The 22,781-nt window shown below is 46.3% G+C and carries 25 protein-coding genes and 1 tRNA gene; 9 read left to right on the top strand and 17 right to left on the bottom strand.

The window, feature by feature from the left end:
• Positions 1-131: 131 nt before the first annotated feature.
• From ACYCS5_RS23895 to ACYCS5_RS23885, 3 genes are read left to right on the top strand one after another with little or no spacing between them, the layout of a single operon-like run.
• Entirely contained in the window at positions 132-1,946 is a 1,815-nt protein-coding gene (locus tag ACYCS5_RS23895; protein ID WP_459760220.1) for a DEAD/DEAH box helicase, read from the top strand.
• A 1-nt stretch (position 1,947) separates the two neighbouring features.
• The gene (locus tag ACYCS5_RS23890) at positions 1,948-2,898 is read left to right on the top strand and encodes a YqhG family protein (protein WP_341039206.1); all 951 of its coding nucleotides are present in this window, start codon (positions 1,948-1,950) and stop codon (positions 2,896-2,898) included.
• Between the two features lie 58 nt (positions 2,899-2,956).
• Complete coding sequence (locus ACYCS5_RS23885; RefSeq protein ID WP_459760219.1) at positions 2,957-4,219, top strand: hypothetical protein; 1,263 nt, start codon at positions 2,957-2,959, stop codon at positions 4,217-4,219.
• 96 nt (positions 4,220-4,315) lie between these two features.
• On the opposite strand, the gene ACYCS5_RS23880 is transcribed toward ACYCS5_RS23885, so the two are convergent.
• On the bottom strand, positions 4,316-4,507 hold the full coding sequence (locus ACYCS5_RS23880; RefSeq protein ID WP_029516735.1) for a YqzE family protein: 192 nt from the start codon (positions 4,505-4,507) through the stop codon (positions 4,316-4,318).
• 208 nt (positions 4,508-4,715) lie between these two features.
• On the opposite strand from ACYCS5_RS23880, the gene ACYCS5_RS23875 reads away from it, so the two are divergent.
• Positions 4,716-5,477 (top strand): N-acetylmuramoyl-L-alanine amidase, encoded by a 762-nt coding sequence (locus tag ACYCS5_RS23875; protein ID WP_459760218.1) that lies wholly within the window; start codon positions 4,716-4,718, stop codon positions 5,475-5,477.
• Here ACYCS5_RS23875 and ACYCS5_RS23870 read toward each other — a convergent pair.
• From ACYCS5_RS23870 to ACYCS5_RS23860, 3 genes are all read right to left on the bottom strand, one after another.
• The gene (locus tag ACYCS5_RS23870) at positions 5,452-6,387 is read right to left on the bottom strand and encodes a divergent polysaccharide deacetylase family protein (RefSeq protein ID WP_459760217.1); all 936 of its coding nucleotides are present in this window, start codon (positions 6,385-6,387) and stop codon (positions 5,452-5,454) included. The genes ACYCS5_RS23875 and ACYCS5_RS23870 overlap by 26 nt on opposite strands.
• Positions 6,388-6,511: 124 nt before the next feature.
• The gene (gene msrA / locus ACYCS5_RS23865; protein ID WP_341071945.1) at positions 6,512-7,024 is read right to left on the bottom strand and encodes a peptide-methionine (S)-S-oxide reductase MsrA; all 513 of its coding nucleotides are present in this window, start codon (positions 7,022-7,024) and stop codon (positions 6,512-6,514) included.
• A gap of 177 nt (positions 7,025-7,201) precedes the next feature.
• Positions 7,202-7,286 (bottom strand) — tRNA-Leu (locus ACYCS5_RS23860).
• A gap of 210 nt (positions 7,287-7,496) precedes the next feature.
• On the opposite strand from ACYCS5_RS23860, the gene ACYCS5_RS23855 reads away from it, so the two are divergent.
• On the top strand, positions 7,497-8,033 hold the full coding sequence (locus ACYCS5_RS23855; protein WP_459760216.1) for a hypothetical protein: 537 nt from the start codon (positions 7,497-7,499) through the stop codon (positions 8,031-8,033).
• 139 nt (positions 8,034-8,172) lie between these two features.
• On the opposite strand, the gene ACYCS5_RS23850 is transcribed toward ACYCS5_RS23855, so the two are convergent.
• From ACYCS5_RS23850 to ACYCS5_RS23830, 5 genes are all read right to left on the bottom strand, one after another.
• Positions 8,173-8,502 (bottom strand): carboxymuconolactone decarboxylase family protein, encoded by a 330-nt coding sequence (locus ACYCS5_RS23850; RefSeq protein ID WP_013309744.1) that lies wholly within the window; start codon positions 8,500-8,502, stop codon positions 8,173-8,175.
• 117 nt (positions 8,503-8,619) lie between these two features.
• On the bottom strand, positions 8,620-8,841 hold the full coding sequence (locus ACYCS5_RS23845) for a hypothetical protein (protein ID WP_029516731.1): 222 nt from the start codon (positions 8,839-8,841) through the stop codon (positions 8,620-8,622).
• A gap of 141 nt (positions 8,842-8,982) precedes the next feature.
• Positions 8,983-9,327, bottom strand: a complete 345-nt coding sequence (locus ACYCS5_RS23840; RefSeq protein ID WP_007429850.1) for a hypothetical protein — start codon at positions 9,325-9,327, stop codon at positions 8,983-8,985.
• A 101-nt stretch (positions 9,328-9,428) separates the two neighbouring features.
• Positions 9,429-10,001 (bottom strand): xanthine phosphoribosyltransferase, encoded by a 573-nt coding sequence (locus ACYCS5_RS23835; protein WP_039270032.1) that lies wholly within the window; start codon positions 9,999-10,001, stop codon positions 9,429-9,431.
• 84 nt (positions 10,002-10,085) lie between these two features.
• A complete protein-coding gene (locus tag ACYCS5_RS23830; RefSeq protein WP_039270030.1) occupies positions 10,086-10,691 on the bottom strand; it encodes a DedA family protein in 606 nt (201 codons plus the stop codon).
• A gap of 141 nt (positions 10,692-10,832) precedes the next feature.
• Here ACYCS5_RS23830 and ACYCS5_RS23825 point away from each other — a divergent pair, with 141 nt between their 5' ends.
• The gene (locus ACYCS5_RS23825) at positions 10,833-11,939 is read left to right on the top strand and encodes a YkvI family membrane protein (RefSeq protein ID WP_459760215.1); all 1,107 of its coding nucleotides are present in this window, start codon (positions 10,833-10,835) and stop codon (positions 11,937-11,939) included.
• Here the strand turns inward: ACYCS5_RS23825 and ACYCS5_RS23820 are convergent.
• On the bottom strand, positions 11,936-13,060 hold the full coding sequence (locus tag ACYCS5_RS23820) for a glycosyltransferase family 4 protein (RefSeq protein WP_029516727.1): 1,125 nt from the start codon (positions 13,058-13,060) through the stop codon (positions 11,936-11,938). The genes ACYCS5_RS23825 and ACYCS5_RS23820 overlap by 4 nt on opposite strands.
• A 205-nt stretch (positions 13,061-13,265) precedes the next feature.
• On the opposite strand from ACYCS5_RS23820, the gene ACYCS5_RS23815 reads away from it, so the two are divergent.
• Positions 13,266-14,447 carry a GGDEF domain-containing protein gene (locus ACYCS5_RS23815; protein WP_459761337.1) on the top strand — a complete coding sequence of 394 codons (1,182 nt, stop codon included), beginning with the start codon at positions 13,266-13,268 and terminating at the stop codon, positions 14,445-14,447.
• A gap of 125 nt (positions 14,448-14,572) precedes the next feature.
• Here ACYCS5_RS23815 and ACYCS5_RS23810 read toward each other — a convergent pair whose 3' ends face one another.
• Together ACYCS5_RS23810 and ACYCS5_RS23805 are read right to left on the bottom strand one after the other, a co-directional pair.
• Positions 14,573-15,355, bottom strand: a complete 783-nt coding sequence (locus tag ACYCS5_RS23810; protein ID WP_069011089.1) for a pseudouridine synthase — start codon at positions 15,353-15,355, stop codon at positions 14,573-14,575.
• Entirely contained in the window at positions 15,352-17,016 is a 1,665-nt protein-coding gene (locus ACYCS5_RS23805) for an RsmB/NOP family class I SAM-dependent RNA methyltransferase (RefSeq protein ID WP_459761336.1), read from the bottom strand. Before ACYCS5_RS23805 ends, ACYCS5_RS23810 begins: the two co-directional genes overlap by 4 nt.
• A gap of 163 nt (positions 17,017-17,179) precedes the next feature.
• Here ACYCS5_RS23805 and ACYCS5_RS23800 point away from each other — a divergent pair, with 163 nt between their 5' ends.
• Positions 17,180-17,707 carry a thioredoxin family protein gene (locus ACYCS5_RS23800; protein ID WP_029516723.1) on the top strand — a complete coding sequence of 176 codons (528 nt, stop codon included), beginning with the start codon at positions 17,180-17,182 and terminating at the stop codon, positions 17,705-17,707.
• A gap of 85 nt (positions 17,708-17,792) precedes the next feature.
• Here ACYCS5_RS23800 and ACYCS5_RS23795 read toward each other — a convergent pair whose 3' ends face one another.
• The 3 genes from ACYCS5_RS23795 to ACYCS5_RS23785 are packed head-to-tail and all read right to left on the bottom strand — an operon-like array spanning position 17,793 to position 20,304.
• Complete coding sequence (locus tag ACYCS5_RS23795) at positions 17,793-18,362, bottom strand: DUF309 domain-containing protein (RefSeq protein WP_318626729.1); 570 nt, start codon at positions 18,360-18,362, stop codon at positions 17,793-17,795.
• The gene (locus ACYCS5_RS23790) at positions 18,363-19,175 is read right to left on the bottom strand and encodes a GTP pyrophosphokinase (protein ID WP_023988035.1); all 813 of its coding nucleotides are present in this window, start codon (positions 19,173-19,175) and stop codon (positions 18,363-18,365) included.
• 34 nt (positions 19,176-19,209) lie between these two features.
• On the bottom strand, positions 19,210-20,304 hold the full coding sequence (locus tag ACYCS5_RS23785) for a quinone-dependent dihydroorotate dehydrogenase (protein WP_459760214.1): 1,095 nt from the start codon (positions 20,302-20,304) through the stop codon (positions 19,210-19,212).
• A gap of 218 nt (positions 20,305-20,522) precedes the next feature.
• Here ACYCS5_RS23785 and ACYCS5_RS23780 point away from each other — a divergent pair, with 218 nt between their 5' ends.
• Positions 20,523-20,669, top strand: coding sequence for a hypothetical protein (locus ACYCS5_RS23780; protein WP_023988033.1), 147 nt, complete (start codon positions 20,523-20,525; stop codon positions 20,667-20,669).
• A gap of 27 nt (positions 20,670-20,696) precedes the next feature.
• On the opposite strand, the gene ACYCS5_RS23775 is transcribed toward ACYCS5_RS23780, so the two are convergent.
• Positions 20,697-22,121, bottom strand: coding sequence for a L,D-transpeptidase (locus tag ACYCS5_RS23775; protein WP_069011087.1), 1,425 nt, complete (start codon positions 22,119-22,121; stop codon positions 20,697-20,699).
• 268 nt (positions 22,122-22,389) lie between these two features.
• A complete protein-coding gene (locus tag ACYCS5_RS23770; RefSeq protein WP_013309730.1) occupies positions 22,390-22,632 on the bottom strand; it encodes a ferredoxin in 243 nt (80 codons plus the stop codon).
• Between the last annotated feature and the right edge of the window lie 149 nt (positions 22,633-22,781).

Raw genomic sequence — 22,781 nt, 5'->3', positions numbered from 1 at the left:
TTCATCCCTCCTGTTATGAAGATATCATTTTCCGTCCATACTACATCTACGATCTGTGCAAAAATAGATGCCACGTATGTGACAGAACCAAGAGCTTCAACTGTGCTACTACCAGGAGGGAGGGAATCATCATGAAAGCCAAATCGACAAGTTCCCCGCACATACACAATCAAGCGCCACTGCCTGTTCCGGTGCAATTTGATCGAAGCTGGCAGGATGAGCTGGACCAACGCCTACGCAAAGGTGGCCCTTGGGGAGATTGGAATCTGTATCAGCTGGCCATTGAGGCAGAAAAAGTCAAACTGGTGCCGAACTTCGATGAGCTTCAATGTCTACAGCATTTGCAAGACCTCACTCCACTACCCCATCAGCTGGATACCGCTCGGAAGGTACTGTTTCAAATGTCCGGACGTGCCATTCTTGCCGATGAAGTCGGCCTGGGCAAAACGATCGAAGCTGGAATGATCCTAAAGGAATATCTGGTTCGCGGGCTGGCTTCCAAAGTGCTTATTCTTGTACCCGCATCCCTGGTCCTACAATGGGTGCGTGAGCTGAACAGCAAATTCGGTATTCCCGCTGTCGCCCAGAAAAAAGCGTATTCTTGGTCTTCCGAGATTGTCGTGGCCTCTATGGATACCGCCAAGCGAGAGCCCCATAGTAACATCCTGCTAGATACCGATTATGACTTGCTCATTATAGACGAGGCCCATAAGCTGAAAAATAAAAAGACATCCAACTACCAGTTCATTATGAAGCTGCGTAAAAAATATTGTTTGCTCCTGACAGCGACACCTGTACAAAACGATCTGTCTGAGCTGTTTAACCTGATTACACTGCTCAAGCCCGGTCAATTGGGAAGACATGGCGATTTTTCAGCCAACTTTGTTGTAGATAAACGTCTGCCCAAAAATGAAGATCAGCTCAAGGATGAGCTGTCTAAAGTCATGATCCGCAATCGTCGCGGAGAAGGCCCAGTTCAATTCACCAAACGAAATGTTTCCAACATTCACTTGGAACTTTCGCCGGAAGAGCAAGCGCTGTACGATGGGGTAACCTCTTTTGTCAAAGAGCAATACCAGGCGAATGGCGGAAATTTAAGTAGCATGCTGTCTCTCGTTACCCTTCAACGGGAAGTGTGCAGCAGCCGGGACGCTGTGTTCGTGACGCTGGTCAATTTGTCTAAAAAAATGGCTCCAGACTCTCCCCTACGCGATCGTGTCTGGGATTTGGTTGCACACATTAAAGCAATCAAGGCCAATTCCAAAGCAGAAAAGGCGCTCGAGCTTATCCGTCAGATGAACGAAAAGGTGATCATTTTTACAGAATACAGAGCCACACAGGAGTATTTGCTGAACTATTTCCGTGACCGTGGCCTATCTGCTGTTCCTTACCGAGGCGGTATGAACCGTGGACGCAAGGATTGGATGATGGATCTGTTCCGTGGGCGCATTCAGGTCATGATTGCCACCGAAGCGGGTGGTGAAGGCATTAACCTGCAATTTTGTCACCATATGATTAACTTCGATTTACCGTGGAACCCCATGCGCGTGGAGCAGCGGATCGGACGGGTGCATCGACTTGGACAGACGCATGATGTTAATATTTTCAACTTGTCCACAACCGGAACGATTGAGGAGCATATCCTACATCTGCTGCATGAAAAAATAAATATGTTTGAGATGGTCATTGGCGGATTGGACGTTATTCTGGAGAAGTTTGAGAAGAAAGAATCCATTGAAAAAAGTTTGTATAAAATCATGCTTGAATCCAGTAGCGATGATGAAATTCGCAAAAAAATGCAAAAACTGGGCCACTCGCTGGATTCCATCAAACAGGAAATGGAACAACTGCGCACAGACCAGCCAAACACCGAGAACTTATTAGGCTTAGCAGGCAATACGGTTCCTCCGGGTAAAGTTCGACGCAGTGTGAAGGGAGGTCGCTAGTTTGACCATGGATGCACAGCAAGTCCAGCGTTTTGTCCACACCTATCTGGAAGCTACCGGATGCAGTGTCATTGAGAGGTCACCCCACCATGTAACCGTCAAGCTTTCTCCAGAAGCGGATAAAGCCTTAACAAACCGGCCCTACTATTGGGGATACGTGGAGCGTACTGGCGTTCCAGCGCAGACGATGTCCTTCACCTTCATCTTTGATGGGGAAGCCTATCGCACAGAACAGGAACGTTTAGCGGACCATACACCCCCAACTCCAGCATCAGGCAACGCAGCACAAGATCAGGTCATGGGGCGTTTCTTCGGTCATGTACCGACATTACCACAATTGGGACCTGGACGTATTTTGCAGGAGGAGCTTCGATATGGAAGCCGTCGGCTGCACCAAATTTTTGAAGCCGCACGGGATGGAGGAAAATATGTTTATTTGTTTGAGCAGCCTGATGCCCGTCAGTTGTCTGCCCGCTCTCCCGTAGTCTATGAAGCTTGGCTCAGCATCTGCTATAAAATTGAATTCGCTTGCGATTTGAAGCGTGAGGAACTTCATTGGCTAGGTATTTCGCTCAAAAGCGGCACCATTGTAACCGATTTTGGCGCCATGCTCGAAACCCGGCAGCTCAGCCCGCTGCTGGCGGGCAATATGCATGTACAGCCTGCCAAGCTATCTGTCCCGGAAGCTTCCACCTCGCTTGAAAGCTACCTCACTGAACAACTCCGTCAGCAAGATTATGGTTGGGCTGAGCAGGCGAAGGAACGATTGCGCGAGGAATTGGAGGTCATTGACCACTACTACGAAGATCTAATCAAGGAGCAGAAAGAGGAAGAGGAAAAAAAAGAAGCCATATCCGAGCAGCATCAAGCCCGCCGTAAAGAAATGGTATGGCAATATGAGCCAAAGGTACTCGTATCCGCCATTAACTGCGGGATATTTCATCTGCGGTAACCGATATCTCTCGCTCCTTCGCAGGAGAATTGCAGAGATATCGTCAGCTTGTAACATCTTGCTTCAGCCTACATCAGTTTCCGCTGCTGCAACCACGAGTTTGGTGAAACATGTCTCCTATGTATCGACAGCAAAAAGCGAACCTGGATACGACATTTGCGCCGACAAGGTGCAGCAGTCTTTTTATCGGACAGGCTGTATGCTGGATAAAAAAGAATGCCTCCGTCGGGCAATCAAGCCGACAGAAAGGTGGATTTCATTGAAGAAGAATCATTCCGGGCACTATAGCATAGGTATGATCGCAGCTGTTCTGATCGGCCTGTCCGCAGTCTGTCCGTTCACTTCCATTCATGCGGCTCCCTCAGTCGCTCAAGACAACAATTTAAACTCGGAGTCTCTTTACAACGATAGCTCGCGGGTTCCTCCATTGGAATCCGCGAGTCCTGCTACTCCTTCCCCTTCCCAGGATGACGTTTCCGCAAGTTTTCCTACACAGGAGCAAGGCGTACCTACGGGCGTAAAACAAGCCGCGGACAACAAGGTACAATCCTTATCGTCCCAACCCCCTTTTTCCTTGTGGAAAGATGCTGAGCTGAGCTATCATCCGCTCGGACCTGGAACCCATAGTTGGCTTGTTCAAGTAAACCGTGCAGGAGAATACATCGGCTACCTGATTATCGGATCAGACTCAAATGGCGCATATCAACTCAACGAATATGGGAATGGTCCAGGTGGACCTTATAGTATGGATGTACTTCGCCAATCTCTGGTGTCGCTCACAGAAACCGATCTTTCATCTATCGACAAGCTGCAAATCACACCTATGTATGAGGAACCGCTACTAGCCTACTGGCTGGTGCGTTCCTCTACAAGCAGCCAAATATGTATTGATGCTGTAACTGGCGATCCGTTACCTGTAGAAGTGGCAGATGGGAGTTGGAAACATAAGCTCCAAAGCAACGCATTCTCTTCATCTATACCCTTTTTGAAAACACAGGCGCAAGCGGTTACGGTCTCGTCTGCTCCTTTCGATCCCTATGACGATCTGGGTTGGCTTCAACCCAAGCAAAAACTTTCTGTCCGTAACACAGCCCAATTTATGGATACACTGAGTATTTCACCGCGTATTATATTTTCTGCCACAGGTATCAATTTTGCCTTTGGAGGTCCCTTATCCATTAGTGGGTATCAGTCCTGGATATCCCCAGATCATCCGTCCCAACCCAATTTATATGCGTTAACCTACCATCATGGACTTTCCCGATTTGTACCACTAAAACAGTTATTGTCAGCTGGCGAATTTTATCGTTTGGACTCCTAGTTATTAAGAAACACGAAAATATCGGAATGATCCCTGCAACATAAAAAGAGACCTCAAATGGCATACCCTATGCCTCTTGTGGTCTCTTTGGCGAGTTTAATGTCGCTCCCTTCGCCCTCTGCGTGTGGATTTCATCCACATTTTCAGAGCGAGAGGCAACATGCCAAACCATTTGCTCCCCCACGGCTCTCTGGCTTGTTTTTGACTGCGCCGAACATCACGCGGCGTTTCCATATAGCGAACAATCCGCTGCGTAATATACGTCACCAGTTCGTCACTCTTTGCCATCCTACATGACCTCCTCCAATCTGCGCCCATCCTTTCCATTTACGTTGCTTGGAAATATCGGATTTACACGTTAGGTGCAGATACAACTAGCTTGCTCATTTTCCAAAAGGTCTAACCCTTGTGGGAATAACTATGCATGGTTTCCCTTAAATGGAACATACTATCTTCAATCAGTAAATAATCAATTCGTCCACTGGAGGAATAGAACGTGCGGAATAAAAAGTTAAACAAGATAGGGCTGACAAGGCTGGGATTGAGTCTATGCATCCTTTGCAGTGCTGTATTTGCCCCATTTACCTATATAGCTGCTCAGCCCGACGATAAAAGTAACGAACTGAACAAGTATACAGATGTTCCGCCCAACGTACATTCGTCCTATCACGCTTTTGCCAAGCCCGTTGTCCTGATTGATGTAGGCCATGGTGGTGTGGATGGTGGAACAAGTCACAAAGGAATTTTGGAAAAAGACATCAATCTCGCCATTGCTCAAAAGCTGTACTTGATTTTACGATCCCAGGGATATCCTGCTGTTCTGAATCGGGACAAGGATTACGCACTGAGTGACGACAACCGTTGGCTACAGTCCAAATCCCGGCATCTTAAAGACCTCGCCCAACGTAAAAGCCTAACAGAACAACTGCCCACCGCTTTGGTTGTAAGCCTGCATGTCAATTGGACCAAACGTGCCGAAAAACGGGGACCCATTGTGCTGTATCAGGATGAAGGCAGCAGCTATCTGTTAGCTGAACGGATTCAGCATTCATTAAACCGCTTATTTTGCATGAATAGAAAAACAGTGTACGGAAAACCCTTTTATCTTTTGAATAAAATCCAGCACCCTGCTGTCATTGTGGAAACCGGATTTATAAGTAACGAACAGGACAGAGCTATGCTTTCCGAGGATCGTGGTCAAAAAAGCATTGCAGGAGCTATTGCCGAAGGCATTATTGCGCATCTGACGGCCTGGTAGTGTTGGTGGCTGGGTCTCCCGTCCATCCCCATACAGCTCGCACCAAATCGCTAATACCCACAAATTTGGCCTGCTCCTTTAGCTTGGGAACCGACGAATGAAGAGCGGAGGACGTGTACATGCCCGACACGCCGACATGCCCAATCGTTACGCAGGTGTTGTGCTCATCCAGCCATTCAACCACTTTTGTAAGTTGCCGATTCACATGGGCGTGGGTATGGACATCATCCAGAAAAACATTATTGCGTACCGGAGGCATTCCCTTTTTAGCGGCAAGCTCAGGCACCACTGACCAATAATTAGTACGGCTATCGACAAAAAATAGTCCATGCTCCTTACAAACATCAAGAACTACAGACATAATGCGCTTATCTGAAGTGACCTTGGAACCCATGTGGTTGTTCATCCCTATCGCATAAGGAACATCCTTAATGGCTGCTGTCACCTTAGCGTGTACTTCTTCATCCGTCATATTAGCCTTAATTGCTCCGGGTCCGAGCCATTCGGGCTTTCCCTGTTTTGGCTCCATTGGAAGATGAACAATGACGTCATGACCACGCTTGTGCGCTTCCATAGCGTCCTGTTTGGTTGTAGGCAGGAAAGGCATCACAGCAACGGTAATCTTAACGGGTAAATTTAAAATTTGCTCAGTCCCTTTCATATTGTTTCCCAGATCGTCAATAATGACAGCAACCATCCTTTGCGACTCGCCCTGTTTGTCTATTGCTTCTGCAACACCAGTACTACAGACCATGAATAACATGCATACCGAAATAGAGAGAACTACGGTTCTTCGTATTTTGGAGCTTGAATGGAATACAGGTACATAAGCTGGCTCTTTCCGACCGCGAGATGCCTTTAAAGCCTTTTTTATTATATTTCTCATGTGCAGCTTCCGTCGTGTACTCATTGCGGGTCAGCCTCCTTCTCTGTCCCTTCATTGTGTGAGTAACCTCGTCTAAATATGTATAAGGCAGACCATGGAATACTCCCTAATCTGCCTTATCGTGCGTAGAAACGTATGTTAAAGCCGCTTACCAGTTCTTATCAATAAATTCATCACGGCCCGATTGAGCCCGATCTTCCTTATAGTGCTTCACGTTTTTCTTGTGGTAATCCTGATGATAATCCTCTGCTGGATAAAAAATCGAAGCCGGAAGGATCTCCGTTGCAATTGGCTTATCAAAGCGTCCACTTTGTGCCAACTGCTCCTTGGACTGTTGCGCAAGCTCACGTTGCTGCTCTGTATGATAAAAAATTGCGGGTTTATACTGTGTGCCCCGGTCCTGAAATTGACCTTCCCCGTCGGTAGGGTCTGTTTGTGGCCAATATAATTCGAGCAGCTTTTCATAAGGAAACAGCTCAGGCTCAAACGTAATCTGCACCACCTCGTAGTGACCTGTAGTTCCTGTTTTAACCTGCTCATAGGTCGGATCGGGAATCGTTCCTCCAGTGTATCCTGACACAATGCCATGAATGCCCGGCTGCTCTTCAAACGGAGTTACCATACACCAGAAGCACCCACCTGCAAAAGTTGCTTTCTCCATCTTACATCCAACCTTTCAATAACTTCATCATAAAATTTTCTATCATATCTGGAAATCCATAGTTTGCGTGAAGACAAGAAACGTGTTCAGCTTAAACTATGAGCAAATCCCCAGAAATATAAGAAAAAGGTCTCTAAAACTGCTACGAGAGCAATTCTATAGACCTTTTCTAATGGATGCGGTCGAGAGGACTCGAACCTCCACGGGGGGTTAGCCCACACGGACCTGAACCGTGCGCGTCTGCCAATTCCGCCACGACCGCATATAAATTATCGTTTATCCTCTTTCTTAGCGACAAGATAGATCATACCATGCACATATCAAGATGTCAAACCTTTTATGTTCGTTAATTTCCTCTTGATAAAAAAGGAATAATAAACTAAAATAAGAACATAGGTTCTAGGGAATGAATGTTCCTTTTCTTCAATCGTTTATGAATTATCATCACATTTTCCTAAGGCGGTGAATGGTAATGACCTCTTTGGATACTACTCAGCATGAATGGTCTCTTGTTAAAAGTTATCTGCTCCTTACCTTTATTCAAAGAGTATTTGAGCGGGACAGCCTAATTCTTGAAGAAAGCGGTATGCTGAAAACCCCTGATCTTTATGTCGAAATGGTTAACGCAGGTGTAGATCGTACCGGAATCCTACTGTCTGAAGTAAAACATGAATTTAATAAATATCACATTCATGTTCTGGACATACAACAAAACCACTCCGGCGTTCACGCCACCTATATAAGTAAAGGCAATAAAGAGCAGTTCAGTATGGCAATGCCAGCATTCCGCAAAGAAATGTATGAGCGGATGCGAGCATATCTGGGGCTCTCAACCTCTATGCCCCATACAGCTGCCCTTCCTTTACTAAAGAAACATCGCCCCGAATTACCAAACAATTCAACTTCCAACCCCCTACGCATCGTTGATCGAAGTTTGGTTACATCCTCTTTGGCTTATAAGCGTAAAACGTCTCGCCCCGCTGCTGTTGCCGCAAGCAGAAGAGCATAATCCCCGCACAATAAACACGCAAAAAAAAGCTTCCGCAGACACCAACTGTGCTCGGAAGCTCCTTTCCATATCCATCATATCTCCAAATCGATCTATAACCGCTAAGATGAAGCATAAGCATATCTATTAATGATTCGCTTTATTGCAACGCCTTCTGTACACGCGTAACCCCTTGACTTAGAGCATGTCCTCCACCTACCGCTGCGGCTACAGCAATGGTCTCCATAATTTCCTGATCACTAGCTCCTTTGGACCGCGCCTCGTCTACGTGATAAAACGTGCATACTTCATTGTTGGCAAATAAGCCAATGCCTAGTGCAATCAGTTGCTTGGTTTTCTCATCTAAGCTGCCGGCTTGAAAGCACTCTCCGGTAAAGCGATGATATGCATGAACTACCTCGGGCAACTGATCTTCCAAATGGCTGATTTGATCCTTATATGCATGTACTTTTTCGTCCATAACCGTCATTGACACAGCACGTCCTCTCTGTTGGATTTTCCTTCATTACTGTGTCCGATTTAGAGTTTCTGTATGCCTAATGAATCACCCAGTTATTTTTATCCAACACCCATTTGGAACCCATTCCTAATCCAGATCTATCGGATTGTGACGTGGCTCGCTGAACGGCTGATATGTATAGCTGCGATCCAATTTAACCACACGTCGATTCTGGCGCCGAATAAGCACCTGTTCATCATCCCATGCCAGTACAATGCCAACAACATCGTTGGTCTCCAATCCATCGCGTACGACACGCACCTTTTCACCGGAGAGTCGATAAGCATCCAATTCTTCGTCCATAATCATCCTTGTCCCCTCCTTATACACTTTTTTTAATAACACAGCGACCATGATTCTATGCATGAAAAAGTTTAAAAAGAGACCTAAATGAATCATTTAGGTCTCTTCTCACTTACTACTTATATGGATTGCCAACAGAGCGACAAATTATCCCGACTGATTTACACTGTGATCATGTTCTTTTGTATCGTTCTTCTCGTACCAGAAGTCCAGCACTTGTGCAGACAACACTCGCTGATCTACATACTCCACTTGGTGAGCAGTAAATTCTTCTTTCCAAGAGAAGGACAATTCTTCGCATAGGTTAACCAACGTCAACAACTCAGACCAGGCCACATAGCGTTTATACCAAAAAAACTGAGGATGTTCAATCATATAGGGATACAAATCGTCAAATTCCGTATGCTTACAATCCAAGGCACGCTCAAAGTGTACTTTAGCCGCTGCCAGTTTTTCCAGAAAAAACTGTTCGGTCAATTGTTCTTTCCCCATGTTGCTGCCTCCTCTCCAAAACCTTAACTATATTATAAGCTAAATTGAAGCTCATGCAAAGGTTATTATTAGAAATAAGGAACAGGAGTTTTGAATTGTTACTATTCAGCAAACTCAATCTTACCGTCCGCTAACGACGAAATTTTGACCAATGACTCTACACGAATACCCTGCTCACGGATGGTTCTCGCTCCGGCCTGAAAGCTTTTTTCCACCGCGACACCGAATCCAACCAACTCAGCTCCGGAGCGTTGAATGATTTTAACCATGCCTCGCGCCGCATCACCATTAGCGATAATATCATCAATGAAAAGAACACGATCATCTTCGTGAATAAATTGACGAGACAGCATAATATCCGTAACAATACCTTTAGTAAACGAAGGTACGCGTTCACACAGCGCGTCTGGATCAGCTAGTAGGGTCTTTTTACGACGAGCGAATACCAACGGGACACCCAATTCCAAAGCTGTCGCAAACCCGATGGCAATGCCTGAGGACTCCACGGTCACTACTCTGGTAATCTTCTCTTCTCGGAAACGTGCTGCGAACTCTCGTCCCATTGCCATTGTCAATTCCGGATCAACTTGGTGATTAAGCAAACCATCCAGCTTCAGTACCTGATCTGATGCAATCACGCCTTCATTTATAATTCGTTCCTTTAATACTTCCATTACATGACCTCCCACGGCATTCCTATGCGGTAAAAGTACCATACTTCACCCGCCGCTTTCAAGCTATAGCTGCTTTCCATGCGGTCATGTGACATTTTTTTTACGCTTATTCCAGAACCATACGGTGATTCCTCCCACAACAATTAAAAGAATAACGACCAGCCCTACCCGATGCGTCACCTTCTCCATTAGCTTCGCCACCTGCTCCCAATGCATGCCCACCGCATGTCCAATCCCCAAAAATGTACCGCACCACAGCAAAGCTCCTGCTGATGCATAACAGATGTAGCGAAAAACGCCTAGACGGGTTGTGCCTGCCAGATATGAGGATACATGTCTCAAGCCGGGGACAAAATATCCGAACAGAATTCCCCAGGTACCATAGCGCCCAAACCAATTTTCAGAAGAGGCAATCCTGGAAGGCGTAAGCCTCACCCATTTTCCGTATCGATGCAATAGTGGTTTGCCCAGTAGACGCCCCAGTGTGTAGCTAAGCATCATACCCGTCATACTACCGAAAAATGTGACTGCCAGTGCAGCAATGAAGTTGTAGTGCCCTTGAGACACGAGCCCGCCGAAGGCGATCATTAGCACTTCGTCGGGTATCGGCATACCCGCTACTCCAAGTGCAAGTAAGCCGAACATTGCCAAATATCCGTATTCCAGTATCCATGCAAGGATTTGACCCATAAATTACGCTCCCGTCAAGCTATTCATTAAATTCACTTTAATTATTTTCAGTCTCATCCAGTCATGTCCTATTTCAGTTGAACATAGTTTGTATTATATGCTCGCTGCAGCGTTATTCAAGCAGGCAAGGAGGGACTGGGGATGAAACGTAATATTCATGTTTTTCAGATTGCTTTTACATACATCGGTACAATCGTCGGTGCCGGATTTGCTACCGGACAAGAAATTCTGCAATTTTTTACGCAGTACGGTCGTTGGGCTACTCTCACTATTATGCTGTCCACAATCATATTTGTATGGTTGGGTACAAAAATGATGCTGATCGCTCATGATATTTCAGCCAAATCTTACGAGGACCTGAACAAACATCTTTTTGGCGCCAATGCTGGGAAATGGATTAGCTGGTTCACGCTCATCGTGCTGATTGGCGTAAACAGCGTCATGTTGGCAGGAGCCGGCTCTGTTTTTGTAGAGCAACTTCACCTGCATTACCAAACCGGACTGCTTATTACACTGATTGGTACTTATTTGCTGCTAAGTAAAGGCATTAAAGCCATCTTACACATGAACACCGTGGTTGTCCCTCTGATGATCATCATGTCTCTTCTGCTCGTTCACAGCACGCTCTCCATGCCCAATCCGCAGAGTTTTATTACGAATACGACAGATCACAGTACATTTCAAACCTTGCTCTCTCCACTGCTGTACACGTCCTTCAACCTAACTATGGCCCAAGCCGTGCTTGTACCACTTGGCAGCCAAACCTTTTCCCGAAGAACCATCCGCTGGGGCGGAGTTTTGGGCGGAGTTGGTGTCGGGTTTATGCTGATGGCTGCACACTTTGCCATGTCAGCACATATGCCGGGTATTCAGCAATTTGAAATCCCTATGGGAAGCATTGCTTATCGTCTGGGTGCCTTCGTCGAAATCATATACATTCTACTCATTTTCATGGAAATCTTCAGTACCTTTGTGGCCGACATTTACGGAGTCAGTCTGCAAATTCGTCAACATGTCCAAATTTCGCCCAAGCTCATCACACTATTCATTATGCTCACCTGTTTTTTAATCAGTCAGTTCGGCTTTAGCTCACTGTTATCTGTTCTTTATCCTATTTTCGGGATGCTCAGTCTGATGTGGGTTAGTAAACTAATCATAGCAGGACGCGGGAGGCCTTTCCGTTCCTCACGTCCTCGCTCCAGCTTTCGGCATTCTGATTCCAAACCAGGTGGTACTCGTCATGGTTAGTGTGGAAATTTCAAATACATTTTCTTCAACTCGTTAACCGCTCGACTCAAAGAATAGCTTGATTTAGCCTTATCGCAGGCAGATCTAGCCAACTCATAACGATAGGCAGGATCAGCGATGACCTTTTCTAATGCGTCTGCCAGTGCCTTCGGATGGTCGGGTGGCACGAGCAGACCATTGACCCCATCCTCAATCTGCTCCGGTATTCCTCCCACTTCTGTGCCTACCAATGCCAGACAACTCAACGCTGCTTCCGCAAATACCGAACCAAAGGCCTCCGCTCGAGAAGGCAAAACAAATACATCAAAGAAAGGCATAAACTCTTCTGGATGAAGGGTATATCCATAAAAAATCGTCTCATGGTATATATCGAGCTCTCGCGCCATCTCTTCCAGCTCAGGGCGAACCGGGCCATCTCCAATAATATGAAGCACAAATTCCATATTTCTTTTTTTAAGTTCAGCACAGGCCCGCAATAAAATATCCAATCCTTTCGCCGGAACAAGGCGGCAAACGGTTATGAGCTGTGTCACTTCATTTTCGTGTGGAATGGGCTTGAAGCGCTTCTCATCATATCCATTCGGAATGACTGCAATGTCTTGCGGATTCTGAACGTAAGGAGTTAAATAATGCTGAAAAGAATGAGATACCGCTATCAGGCGATCCGCCTTCTGCTCCATTTCCCCGTACAGTGATACCAAGAATTGGTGTTCAGGCCCGTTCTCCTCTATTTTCCCGTTTAGGATTAACTCCTTCTCATAGGAAGAGTGAATCGTCTGTACAAGCGGGATGTCAGGAAAAACAGTTTTCATAGCAATCCCGGCAATGGGGTGATGAGCATGAATGAGGTCATAGGGCTTCTGAATACGAAGCCGGGTCCACCACAAATAGTCACGGTACGTCTGAATATATTTTTGAACGATTGGATATTGTTCATATCTCGTCCAGTCAAAGGTATCAAAAATTACTTCGTCCCTACCCTTGTTACGAATCCGTTTAGGGATTGAAAATAGCTCCATTTCCCAACGGGGGGATGTAAATCGCTCTTGCAGATATGGAATCATGGATGAAACACCTCCCGGTTGCTCGGGTGGGAAAAAGAGAGCCTGTAGCAATTTCATGACGTGCTTCCCCTTTCAAGCATTAAACTGCCCGGATCACAGATGTATGTATAGGTTTCCGGATTTTCTGAAAGATGATATATTGAGAATAAATGTTAGTCACAAAAGAAAATTATAACATTTTAAATGGGATACATCCTGTCTATTGTATCGGAACGATATCATCCGTTCAATAGATTGACTATTTTTGCAAATGGAGTCGGTGATGTTGACGTTGTTGTCCTTATCGGGAACCTTGGGTTTCCCATCTCTGGCCGAGGCCGTAAGTGCAGCCTGCGGTTTGTATATTATACTCATGATGGCACTGATGTGCGTGATCATATATAGCAGACAACGAAAAAAAGCCTATATCCTTTTTTCAGTTGCCGCTATTATTATTATGACATATGAAGCCATGAATCTCTATTCAGCAGGCGGAGGCAAGATGCAACTCCAAGGAATCGTGTGGAAAAATGTACTGGAGGCGTCTGCCTTCGTACTCATCAATGCCGCCGTATTTCAACTATACCGGAAGCTGAAACGTGTGCAGACATGGACCTTGCTACTGCTGGGTGCGTTATTGATATTGCCGGTTACTGCCTGGACAGCAGGTTTGTTGCCCGCTTGGATCAGCGCAGCGAAACTGGTTGGGTTCACTCTATTTTATCGAGTACTGGTGCTTATACTGAGCCTTGTGTTTATCACCCCACGAATCGGGCAGCCAAAGAAGTATGTGGCGGGCTTATTCATGTATTCGCTCTGGCTCGGCTATTTATGGCTGCGAAATGACATCCCTGAAGAAGCTGGCAAATCAAACACAGTCTTATATATGTCATTTTTACCATTGTTGTACTACACTACGTTATTCATCATTCTATTTGAACGAATTGTGGAGCTGCTCCAAAGGATTTACCGTTCTTCCATCACCGATGGCCTGACCGGGCTATATAACCGTAAATATTTTTCGGGGCGACTACGGCGATATATGGACCAGGGAATCCGCGTGTCGGTCATTTTTTGCGATATTGACAATTTCAAAAAGTTGAATGATACGCAGGGTCATGCTCGTGCCGATGAAGTACTCAAACAGGTGGCACAGATTATGGAGGATGAACTGGATGAAATCGGACTGACCGGACGATATGGTGGCGAGGAACTGGTCGCAATGGTTGTGGATCGACGGGCCAAGGTTGGACATGTCGCAGAACGTATCCGCGAACGGGTCGCGGAAGAAAGCATTGTCACGATCAGTGTCGGACACAGTACAGTGAAGAAGGAAATGAACCCGGATGAACTGGTCAAACAGGCCGATCAAGCGATGTACATATCCAAAACGACAGGTAAAAACAAGGTTACAGCTTATAAGGCAGCCGAAGTGAAAAAAAGTCGGGCAGCACGCGCACAATAATTTGTAAACTGCGATTCGTTGTTAAAAGTTGAGTTTGAATAATTCTCTGTCTGGTTGTCTATACCCTAAAATGACGCACAGGAATCTTATAAGAGCCTGTGCGTCATTTATATTTAATCTGCTCATCAAACTTCTGACGTTGCAGACGCTATATCCCGGCCGATCCATGCCAGCTCTTCACTAGTCAGCTCTCGATAGCTGCCCAGTGGAAGCTGTTCATCCAGCTTCAATGGTCCCATGGCCGTTCTTTTCAAATAGGTCACCTTTTTACCAACCGCCTCGAACATACGCTTCACTTGATGAAATTTACCCTCATGGATGACAAGCGAAATATAGGAAATGACTTCTCCATCTGCCTGGTACGGATGTTCGTGGCGAAGAATAGTCAACTGTGCGGGAAGGGTAACATACCCATCATCCAGTTCCACTCCTGCTGTAAATTGAAGAATATCCTCCTCCGTGACATGACCCGACACGGTAGCTTCATACGTTTTAGGAACATGCCGCCGTGGAGAAAGTAGCTCATGCGCTAGTTTACCGTCGTTGGTCAATAGCAATAATCCTTCTGTATCTTTATCTAAACGTCCTACTGGAAAAGGCTCAAAATGTCGTTCCTCCGCACTCAGCAAATCCAGTACCGTCCGCTCCCTTGTATCTTCAGTTGCAGAGATGACACCTGGTGGCTTATGCAGCATGATATAAATATACTCCCGAAAAACAACACGTTCCCCGTTCACTTCAATCTGATCCTGGTATGGATGAACCTGTAAGCCGCTATCCTTGGTGGTCTTCCCGTTTACCGTGATTATCCCTTGCTTCACCTGTCGCTTGATATCACTACGGGTGCCATATCCCATATGGGTTAAAACTTTATCCAAACGTTGCGTTTGTCTCCCTTTTCCACTCATACCGATGTCCACCTCCAGCCTGTAGGGTATTCATTTTTGAGCATGCCATCCTGCCATTTGCCCCACCCAGCCGAATAACCATCAATGCACACGAGAGTATGGCCTTTGGGCTGGACTTCGTTCCGCAGTGCCATTCTCTCAACGGGGATGGACAAGGTCTCCCCTTTTAAATACCGGATGGCCTCAGCATCTGAACTGGAGAGATTGATGCTTCTAACCGCCTCTGAAGAGCGTAATGCCACCGCCAGCGGGTGTGAAGGCACAAAGCGACCATTCTTGTCAGTACCCATAAACCAGCCTGGTCGCACCACTTTAAGGCCGTCCAAACGATGTGATGCCAGTGGCGACTGATAAATGCGATCTCCATAAACCACCGTATAGCCTGTAAAAGACACTTCCAGCTGCTCCTTCACAAATTGGTGATAGGATTCCAGCACATCCTGTGGGGAGCGTACAGCGGATTTTACATTCTCTTTGCCAGATCGGGACTTAATGCCACCCAAGCCGCGCCCGGACTTTCCTTTACCGGATTTCCCGTCCACTCCTCTTCCACTTCGTTTAGGCTCACCAGTTCCATGTCTTCCTTGACGGCTTGGCGTCTGCGCTTCCCTGACGGACAAAAACGGCTTCTTCCGTGGATACGCTTCATCTATGTTCAATGCCCTATCATCTTTGTCCTCAAATGGAGTCAAATCCTCCGATTCAGTGTGATCTTCTATCGCAGCGGCATGCCCCCCCTGATGCTGCAATACAGCGATATAATGGCCTTCTCCCTCTACGAGATGCGGCCAAAGGCGTGCTGTTCCCCGCAGCTCGGGGTATGCTGACGCGACCTCTTCACTCATCCATTCCGGGTGGCCTGGTGCAAAGCCTGCTTCTGATGAAACAGGGACTACGTCAAAATCGGGGTGAGCCTCCAGAAATTCTGCGATCATTCCTTCATTTTCTTCTGGCGCAAAGGTGCAGGTCGAATAGACAATTCTCCCTCCTGCGCTCAGCATTGAGGCCGCTACACGCAAAATGTCCCGTTGCATGACTACACATTTATCTACCGAATGCGTTTCCCATTGTTTTACCATGTCCTCATCCTTGCGGAACATACCTTCTCCCGAGCAAGGTGCGTCAATTAGTATCTTGTCAAAAAAATGTGGAAAGGCATCGGCGATTCGATCCGGGCTTTCATTCAGTACCACGGCATTACGCACACCGTACAATTCCACATTTTTAGCCAACGCTTTGGTTCGGTCCGCGCTAATATCATTTGTCACCAATACGCCGCTTCCTTGTAGTTTGGCAGCTATTTGGGTCGATTTCCCGCCCGGTGCAGCGCATAAGTCCAATACAGCTTCGTCCTGAGCTACATTGAGCAGCTCAACCGGAGACATTGCACTCGGTTCCTGTACATAGTACAGCCCCGCATGGTAGTAAGGGTGTAATCCCGGCTTTGTACCGTGCGGAATATAAAAACCCGTGGCACACCACGGAATCGGCCGCAGTTCGAACGGAGAACATTTCTTAAAGTCCTCTACCGGAATTTTTAATGTATTGACGCGAATCCCGGCATGGGGCGTGTGGTCATAGGCAGTCATAAATGCTTCAAATTCTTCGCCGAGCAATTGCTCCATGCGCTTTACAAATGCTGTGGGGAGCTGTACACCCATAATCGTAATCATCCTGTCCTTTTAAAATAAATTTTATTGTACCATATTCAACCTGTTATCCCGCAATATCCGTGTGATTTACAAACTTTCACTACAAGATGTAATGTTGTATAATAATAAGATTCATAGCTGCATATTTTGAATTTTGATAGGAGAGATTGCATTGAACGCACAAAATTCCAACAAAAAAAAGCTTATACCCGTCATCGGCTTTTTTGTTGTGCTGGTCATTTTGATTGGTGTGCTGCTCGCTTTAAATTCAGGCACTAAAAACAAGCTGTATGGCGTTTCCACAGCCTCGTTAAATCCTGCTACTCAAGAGCTGCTGAATGACCCGAACTATCAGCAAATTATTAAGCCGGAAGATTTACAGAGCAAAATTGACAAAAAGGAAAACTTTTTCGTCTATCATTTCGCCTCCGACTGTGTGCATTGCCGCGCCACTACTCCCAAGCTCTTGCCTTTGAGCAAGCAGGAGAACATCACGATGCACGAATTTAACCTGCGTGAGTATGAGGATGGCTGGGACAAGTATAAGATTGAGTATACCCCTACGCTCATTTATTACGAAAAAGGCGTGGAAAAGGAACGTATGGTAGGCGGGTTGAAGGAAAATCCTTCGGACAATGGATACACACTCGACGATTTCAAAGCCTTCTTTGAGAAATATAAAAAGAACGTAACCTCCTAAGCAAACCTTCACAGACCTGAAAACGATAAAGCAGCCCGATCCTCATGAAACGGATCGGGCTGCTTGCTTATCATGCGCTTCAAACTCAAGGTGCATCCTTCGTTTCCGCTGAGACAGAACCTGAGCCGCCAGCGGCCTGTCTTCGCCTAATAGAAGCTTCCAGCGCCTGCTGACGCTGCTCATGCTTTTCCCCACGCCGAGGACCTCTTTGCTGCGGAATGTTGACCGGAATAGACGACGATGCCTTCTCCACGGCCCGGCGCAACCCGGGCTCGACGATTTCAATCGTCATATCCCGATAAACCGGCGGTTCTTGCTGAAGCTCTTCCGTGCCGGTCATAACAGCTTCAGCAAGCTGACGAGCGCAAATGCGCGCCTCTTCCACCAGCTTCACCATATTAATGCCCAGCGCCTGCGAAGGAGCATGCTCCAACCGGTGGACCGCACTATCCAGCATCATATGTCCACCACGATAGTTACCATTCCGAAAATGATACAGCCCTACAGCAACTTGCAGCAAACCTTTATATACAGGGTCACGGTCCAGCTTAAGCCACAGCTCTTCCAGTACCTCATGACATTCAAAGTAATCCCGATCACGATTGAAGTATACCAAATAAGTCACGTATAGCGGTTCGTAGGAATGGTGTGCCATTTAATACTCATCCCTGTCTTCTTCCTTGGTAGAGGCTTCTAGCATCTCCTTGACCTCATCGTGAAGCAGCTTGATTCCTTCCATGTCGTGCCGTTCCCACAGTTCATTGAATCTGCGCTGCGCATCAATCGTTTCACTGATCTTATGGTAGAAATACAGCCGATGCATGCCTGTTAGCACTTTGGAAACGATATTGGCTTCATCCTCGAATTTTTTCTGCGCTTCCAATATTTCAAGACGCATGGAAGACATCTCATTATCCAATACAAAGGCTGCCTCAGCTGCCTTTTTCAACCGTGTACGCATATTATCAGGCAAGCTTTCACGATACTTATAGCTAAGAGAATGCTCTATGGTTGCCCAAAAATTCATAGCCAAAGTACGGATTTGAATTTCTGCCAGCACGATTTTCAGCCCGACTGCTGTCTGAACCGGATACTCCACAATCATATGAAAGCTGCGATAGCCACTGTCTTTATAATTGGTGATATAGTCCTTTTCATACAGTACGGTCAAATCCTTACGTCTTCTGATATATTCGGCCACCCGCCGAATATCCTCTACAAATTGACACATAATGCGAATACCTGCAATATCCTCGATTCCCGTCTCCAGCTGATCAGAAGGAACCTGTAATCTCTTCGCCTTATCGAGGATGCTTGATATTTTTTTAACCCGTCCGGTTACGAATTCGATAGGAGCGTATTCCTCGCGCTTTTTCAGCTCCGCACGCATTGTTTTGAACTTGACCTTAAGCTCTTCCACCGCCTGATCGTATGGCAGTAAAAATGTTCCCCAGTCTCTTCCGTCCATCCCCGTACCTCCTGTCTCTTCCGACAACACTTTTTTATCTGTGATCTGCACCAACAGCCTCGGTAATGTGTCTAAAGCCGTCCTTTCGAAGCAGCTCACGCAGGCCAGCATGTATAGCTCTATTTACTTCCGGCCCTTCGTAGATCAATGCTGTATAAATTTCAATCAGACTTGCGCCTGCTTTAATTTTGTCATAGGCATCACGGCTCGTGAATATACCGCCTGATCCGATAATAGGAAGCTTACCTTCCGTCTGGCGATACACCCGTCCGATGACCTCTGTGGAACGGTCACGCAGCGGCTTACCACTAAGCCCTCCTGTTTCACTCGCATTTCGGTGCGTTAAACCAGCTCTGGATATCGTTGTATTGGTCGCAATAATGCCGTCTACTCCACTGGCAGCAATCGCATCTGTCATATATTCCAATTCCTCATCCGATACATCTGGCGCAATTTTAACCAGTACAGACTTGGCATTGCCATACTTTTTCGCCTGGACTCCCATCTCTGCCCGAACCGCTTCCAATAACGACTTCAGTTCATCACCATGCTGGAGCTTTCGTAAATCCGGCGTATTCGGCGAGCTAATATTCACTACAAAGAAGTCCGCATACGGATACAGTGCGGAAATACACATTTCATAGTCCTTATGAGCATCCTCATTGGGCGTGATTTTATTTTTGCCGATATTAACTGCGACCGGAACAGGTCGATGTTTGAGTGCAGCCAGACGCTTGGCCATGCTCTCAGCACCCAGATTGTTAAAGCCCATCCGATTGACTAATGCCTCATCGGGAGGCAGTCGGAACAAACGTGGCCGATCGTTACCGGGCTGTCCCACAGGTGTCACCGTTCCCACTTCCATAAATCCAAACCCGATGGAAGAAAAACCAGTAACCGCTTCTGCATTTTTATCCAGTCCTGCAGCCAGTCCAATCGGGTTGGGAAAATGAATGCCAAACAGATCAACGGCAAGATCCTCCGTTTCCTTGACTCCGTACATTCCTCGCAGTGTCGCTGCTCCACCAGGAAGTGAGCCCGCATGTTTTAAACCGTCAATGACTACATGATGGGCCGTCTCTGGACTCATTTTAAAAAAAACAGGTTTCGCAATCCTTCGATACAACACGATTCATCCACTCCGTTCTATGCCCTTGCACAATCCTAAAAAAACATCTCTACAAAATAGTTTAGCTTTTTCCATACCAAAAAGAAAGTAATTTGCGAGGTGCAACATCAGAACAATTCAGTTGTCATGGAGATGTCATTGAAAATGTATAATCAAACCATTTACAATGGACATAGTAAGACAAGACCTTAGCTCGTTAGAAAAGAGGGATTGCTGATATGAAGACCAAGCGCAAGCCGCCCAGTCTGCAAAAGAAAAAGGATGAGGTGAACAAGAAAGCGATTGTATGGACCGCCGTCAGCTTTGTTCTCCTCATCATTGTAATTATTCTGGTCATTGTTTTAGCACAAGCAGGAAATCGTTAAACACCAAGTAGCAATAGCATCAAAATTTTAATTTAGCCAGTGATAGGTTTTGCGGGGATTCGTCTGGTCATGCTGCGGCTCACTTGTAAATCGAGAACCAGGCACAAGCACTTGATCAGGCAATCCCCCGTTACCAATGACTACCTCCGTACCCGAAGGTACGAGTGCAAACAATTCCTCCACATCCTCTTTACCCATTCGGACGCAACCCAAAGACTCATTTTTGCCAATGCTGTCCGGCTCGTTCGTGCCATGAATGGCATAATTCGTTGCAGACAGTTGCATTCCACGGCTGCCAAACTCACCGTTGGATTTTCCGTTCGGATTTACTACTTTATCGGTAACCACAAATTTCCCTTCTGGTGTTCTTTCTCCACCCAAACCGATAGGATAATTTCGAATAAGTACATTGCCACTTACCAGGGCGAGCCTATGCTTAGATTTGTCCACCACAATTCGCAGCGGTTGCCCCAGAAAAGGCCTTCCGTGCAATGACGATGCCAGTAATGGACTGCTTCCGGCCAACGAGTCAGCGTCTAAATCTACTGCCTTCCCTGTTCCCTTTCCTGGTGAAGCAAGTAAATTACGCATAGGTGTAAAAGCCTTCTTCATCCCGTCTGTCGTACCATACATCGTGTTAGCGGGAAAGTCTCGAGTCAGTTCATCAAGACTCTGGGGAAGACGTTGATGCTGTGAGCGAAAAGCACGCATGGAGCTATTCAGCACAGCTAATTCCTCCTGTCCAGCAGCCCATTTTAGACCTGCTTTGCGAAGATTTTCACTGTCTGACGGCTTACAAGCACACGCAGCTGCGTCGTAAGACTGAACAGCTAATCCGCCGTTTCCTTTGTTCTGTACACTAAGTAATGGTTTCATGCCCTCTCTCCAGAGCAGCCACGAGCCCCCTTGCTCCATGCCCAACACCGTAGTCCTGGATGGCAGTCGGCTAGTCTTAGCCAACATATCAGTAAGCCCCGTTCCAGCTTCACTCCCTTTTCGAGCTTGAGCCGTAAACACACCACCAACCACACCGATCTGGGCCGTCTCCTTCGGATCAGCAGTGGCCACTTTCGTAACTTCAATATTATCAATTGCTGCCTGCTCAGTTCCAGATGGATCAAATGTATTCTCATTTGAAGGTCTCGGTGAATTAGCTGAAGGAACCCATATGAGCAGTAGTACCATTAACGCAGTTAACAGGTGACGTGTTCGAGCCGTTCTTCGCTCCTTCTCCTTGGACATCTGAACCAGTTTATCCTGATATTCCATCCATACGTCTGCCGGAATCTGTTTATGCTCGAAGGCTTCGAACACTTCTCCTGCGCGATTAAAGCAATAATTTGCTTTGCCCTCCTGACCGCTGCTCTCATACTCTTTGCCGAGTAAATACCAGGCCATTTTGTTATCAGGGTGTTTTTTCACATACGATTTAAGATGAGGCGAATGGTTCATCGGATCCTCCTGATCGTGTAATCTTGCATACTTCCTATTATGTATATCGGTAAAAATAGACTTGATGGACAGCACATAAGAAAAACGTCTATCGACGTACTTTCACAGAAGCCAGACCGCGCTTGGCAGAAGTTTTTCTTGCGGTTATAGAATGGTTCAGCCTCCGCTGAACCATTCTATAACCTAAAAAAACAGCACCAACAGCTTACTTTCACCGTTATACGGCGAAGGGAACTGTCGGTGCTGTGCCTATCAAAGAAGCCTACGCTTAACCTTCTTTATTGAACGGCTCGTCTGCTACTTTAATGGAATCCGTAGGGCAACCGTCACAAGCATCCTGCATATCATCAAACAGGTCTTCTGAGATCGCCTTGATGCCTTGGTTGGCATCCCCTTCAAAGATCACTTCAGCCAAACCTTCATCATCATAATCATAAATGTCTGGTGCTGTAGCGCCACAGGCTCCGCATGCAATGCATGTATCTTTTTCTACCCAAGTGTATTTAGCCATAACTTTTCTCTTCCTCCTATACAATCAAACAAACCAGCTTTTGCATTCTATTCACATATTAATACAAACCCAATATTATTACAAATTATTTTCCTTTATCCTTCATGCAAAAAATGCTTATAACGTAAGCTTCTGCTTGCACTAATCTA

This window comes from Paenibacillus sp. SEL3 (assembly GCF_054602585.1).
The sequence above is the reverse complement of the archived record's forward strand: the minus strand, read 5'-3'. Positions and strand labels throughout refer to the sequence as shown.

Coding starts and splice junctions, on each gene's coding strand:
- ACYCS5_RS23895 (WP_459760220.1), top strand. CDS start 132: ATGAAAGCCAAATCGACAAGTTCCCCGCACATACACAATCAAGCGCCA.
- ACYCS5_RS23880 (WP_029516735.1), bottom strand. CDS start 4,507: ATGGCAAAGAGTGACGAACTGGTGACGTATATTACGCAGCGGATTGTT.
- ACYCS5_RS23870 (WP_459760217.1), bottom strand. CDS start 6,387: ATGAGTACACGACGGAAGCTGCACATGAGAAATATAATAAAAAAGGCT.
- msrA (WP_341071945.1), bottom strand. CDS start 7,024: ATGGAGAAAGCAACTTTTGCAGGTGGGTGCTTCTGGTGTATGGTAACT.
- ACYCS5_RS23855 (WP_459760216.1), top strand. CDS start 7,497: ATGACCTCTTTGGATACTACTCAGCATGAATGGTCTCTTGTTAAAAGT.
- ACYCS5_RS23850 (WP_013309744.1), bottom strand. CDS start 8,502: ATGACGGTTATGGACGAAAAAGTACATGCATATAAGGATCAAATCAGC.
- ACYCS5_RS23845 (WP_029516731.1), bottom strand. CDS start 8,841: ATGATTATGGACGAAGAATTGGATGCTTATCGACTCTCCGGTGAAAAG.
- ACYCS5_RS23840 (WP_007429850.1), bottom strand. CDS start 9,327: ATGGGGAAAGAACAATTGACCGAACAGTTTTTTCTGGAAAAACTGGCA.
- ACYCS5_RS23835 (WP_039270032.1), bottom strand. CDS start 10,001: ATGGAAGTATTAAAGGAACGAATTATAAATGAAGGCGTGATTGCATCA.
- ACYCS5_RS23830 (WP_039270030.1), bottom strand. CDS start 10,691: ATGGGTCAAATCCTTGCATGGATACTGGAATACGGATATTTGGCAATG.
- ACYCS5_RS23825 (WP_459760215.1), top strand. CDS start 10,833: ATGAAACGTAATATTCATGTTTTTCAGATTGCTTTTACATACATCGGT.
- ACYCS5_RS23820 (WP_029516727.1), bottom strand. CDS start 13,060: ATGAAATTGCTACAGGCTCTCTTTTTCCCACCCGAGCAACCGGGAGGT.
- ACYCS5_RS23815 (WP_459761337.1), top strand. CDS start 13,266: ATGTTGACGTTGTTGTCCTTATCGGGAACCTTGGGTTTCCCATCTCTG.
- ACYCS5_RS23810 (WP_069011089.1), bottom strand. CDS start 15,355: ATGAGTGGAAAAGGGAGACAAACGCAACGTTTGGATAAAGTTTTAACC.
- ACYCS5_RS23805 (WP_459761336.1), bottom strand. CDS start 17,016: ATGGGTGTACAGCTCCCCACAGCATTTGTAAAGCGCATGGAGCAATTG.
- ACYCS5_RS23795 (WP_318626729.1), bottom strand. CDS start 18,362: ATGGCACACCATTCCTACGAACCGCTATACGTGACTTATTTGGTATAC.
- ACYCS5_RS23790 (WP_023988035.1), bottom strand. CDS start 19,175: ATGGACGGAAGAGACTGGGGAACATTTTTACTGCCATACGATCAGGCG.
- ACYCS5_RS23780 (WP_023988033.1), top strand. CDS start 20,523: ATGAAGACCAAGCGCAAGCCGCCCAGTCTGCAAAAGAAAAAGGATGAG.
- ACYCS5_RS23775 (WP_069011087.1), bottom strand. CDS start 22,121: ATGAACCATTCGCCTCATCTTAAATCGTATGTGAAAAAACACCCTGAT.
- ACYCS5_RS23770 (WP_013309730.1), bottom strand. CDS start 22,632: ATGGCTAAATACACTTGGGTAGAAAAAGATACATGCATTGCATGCGGA.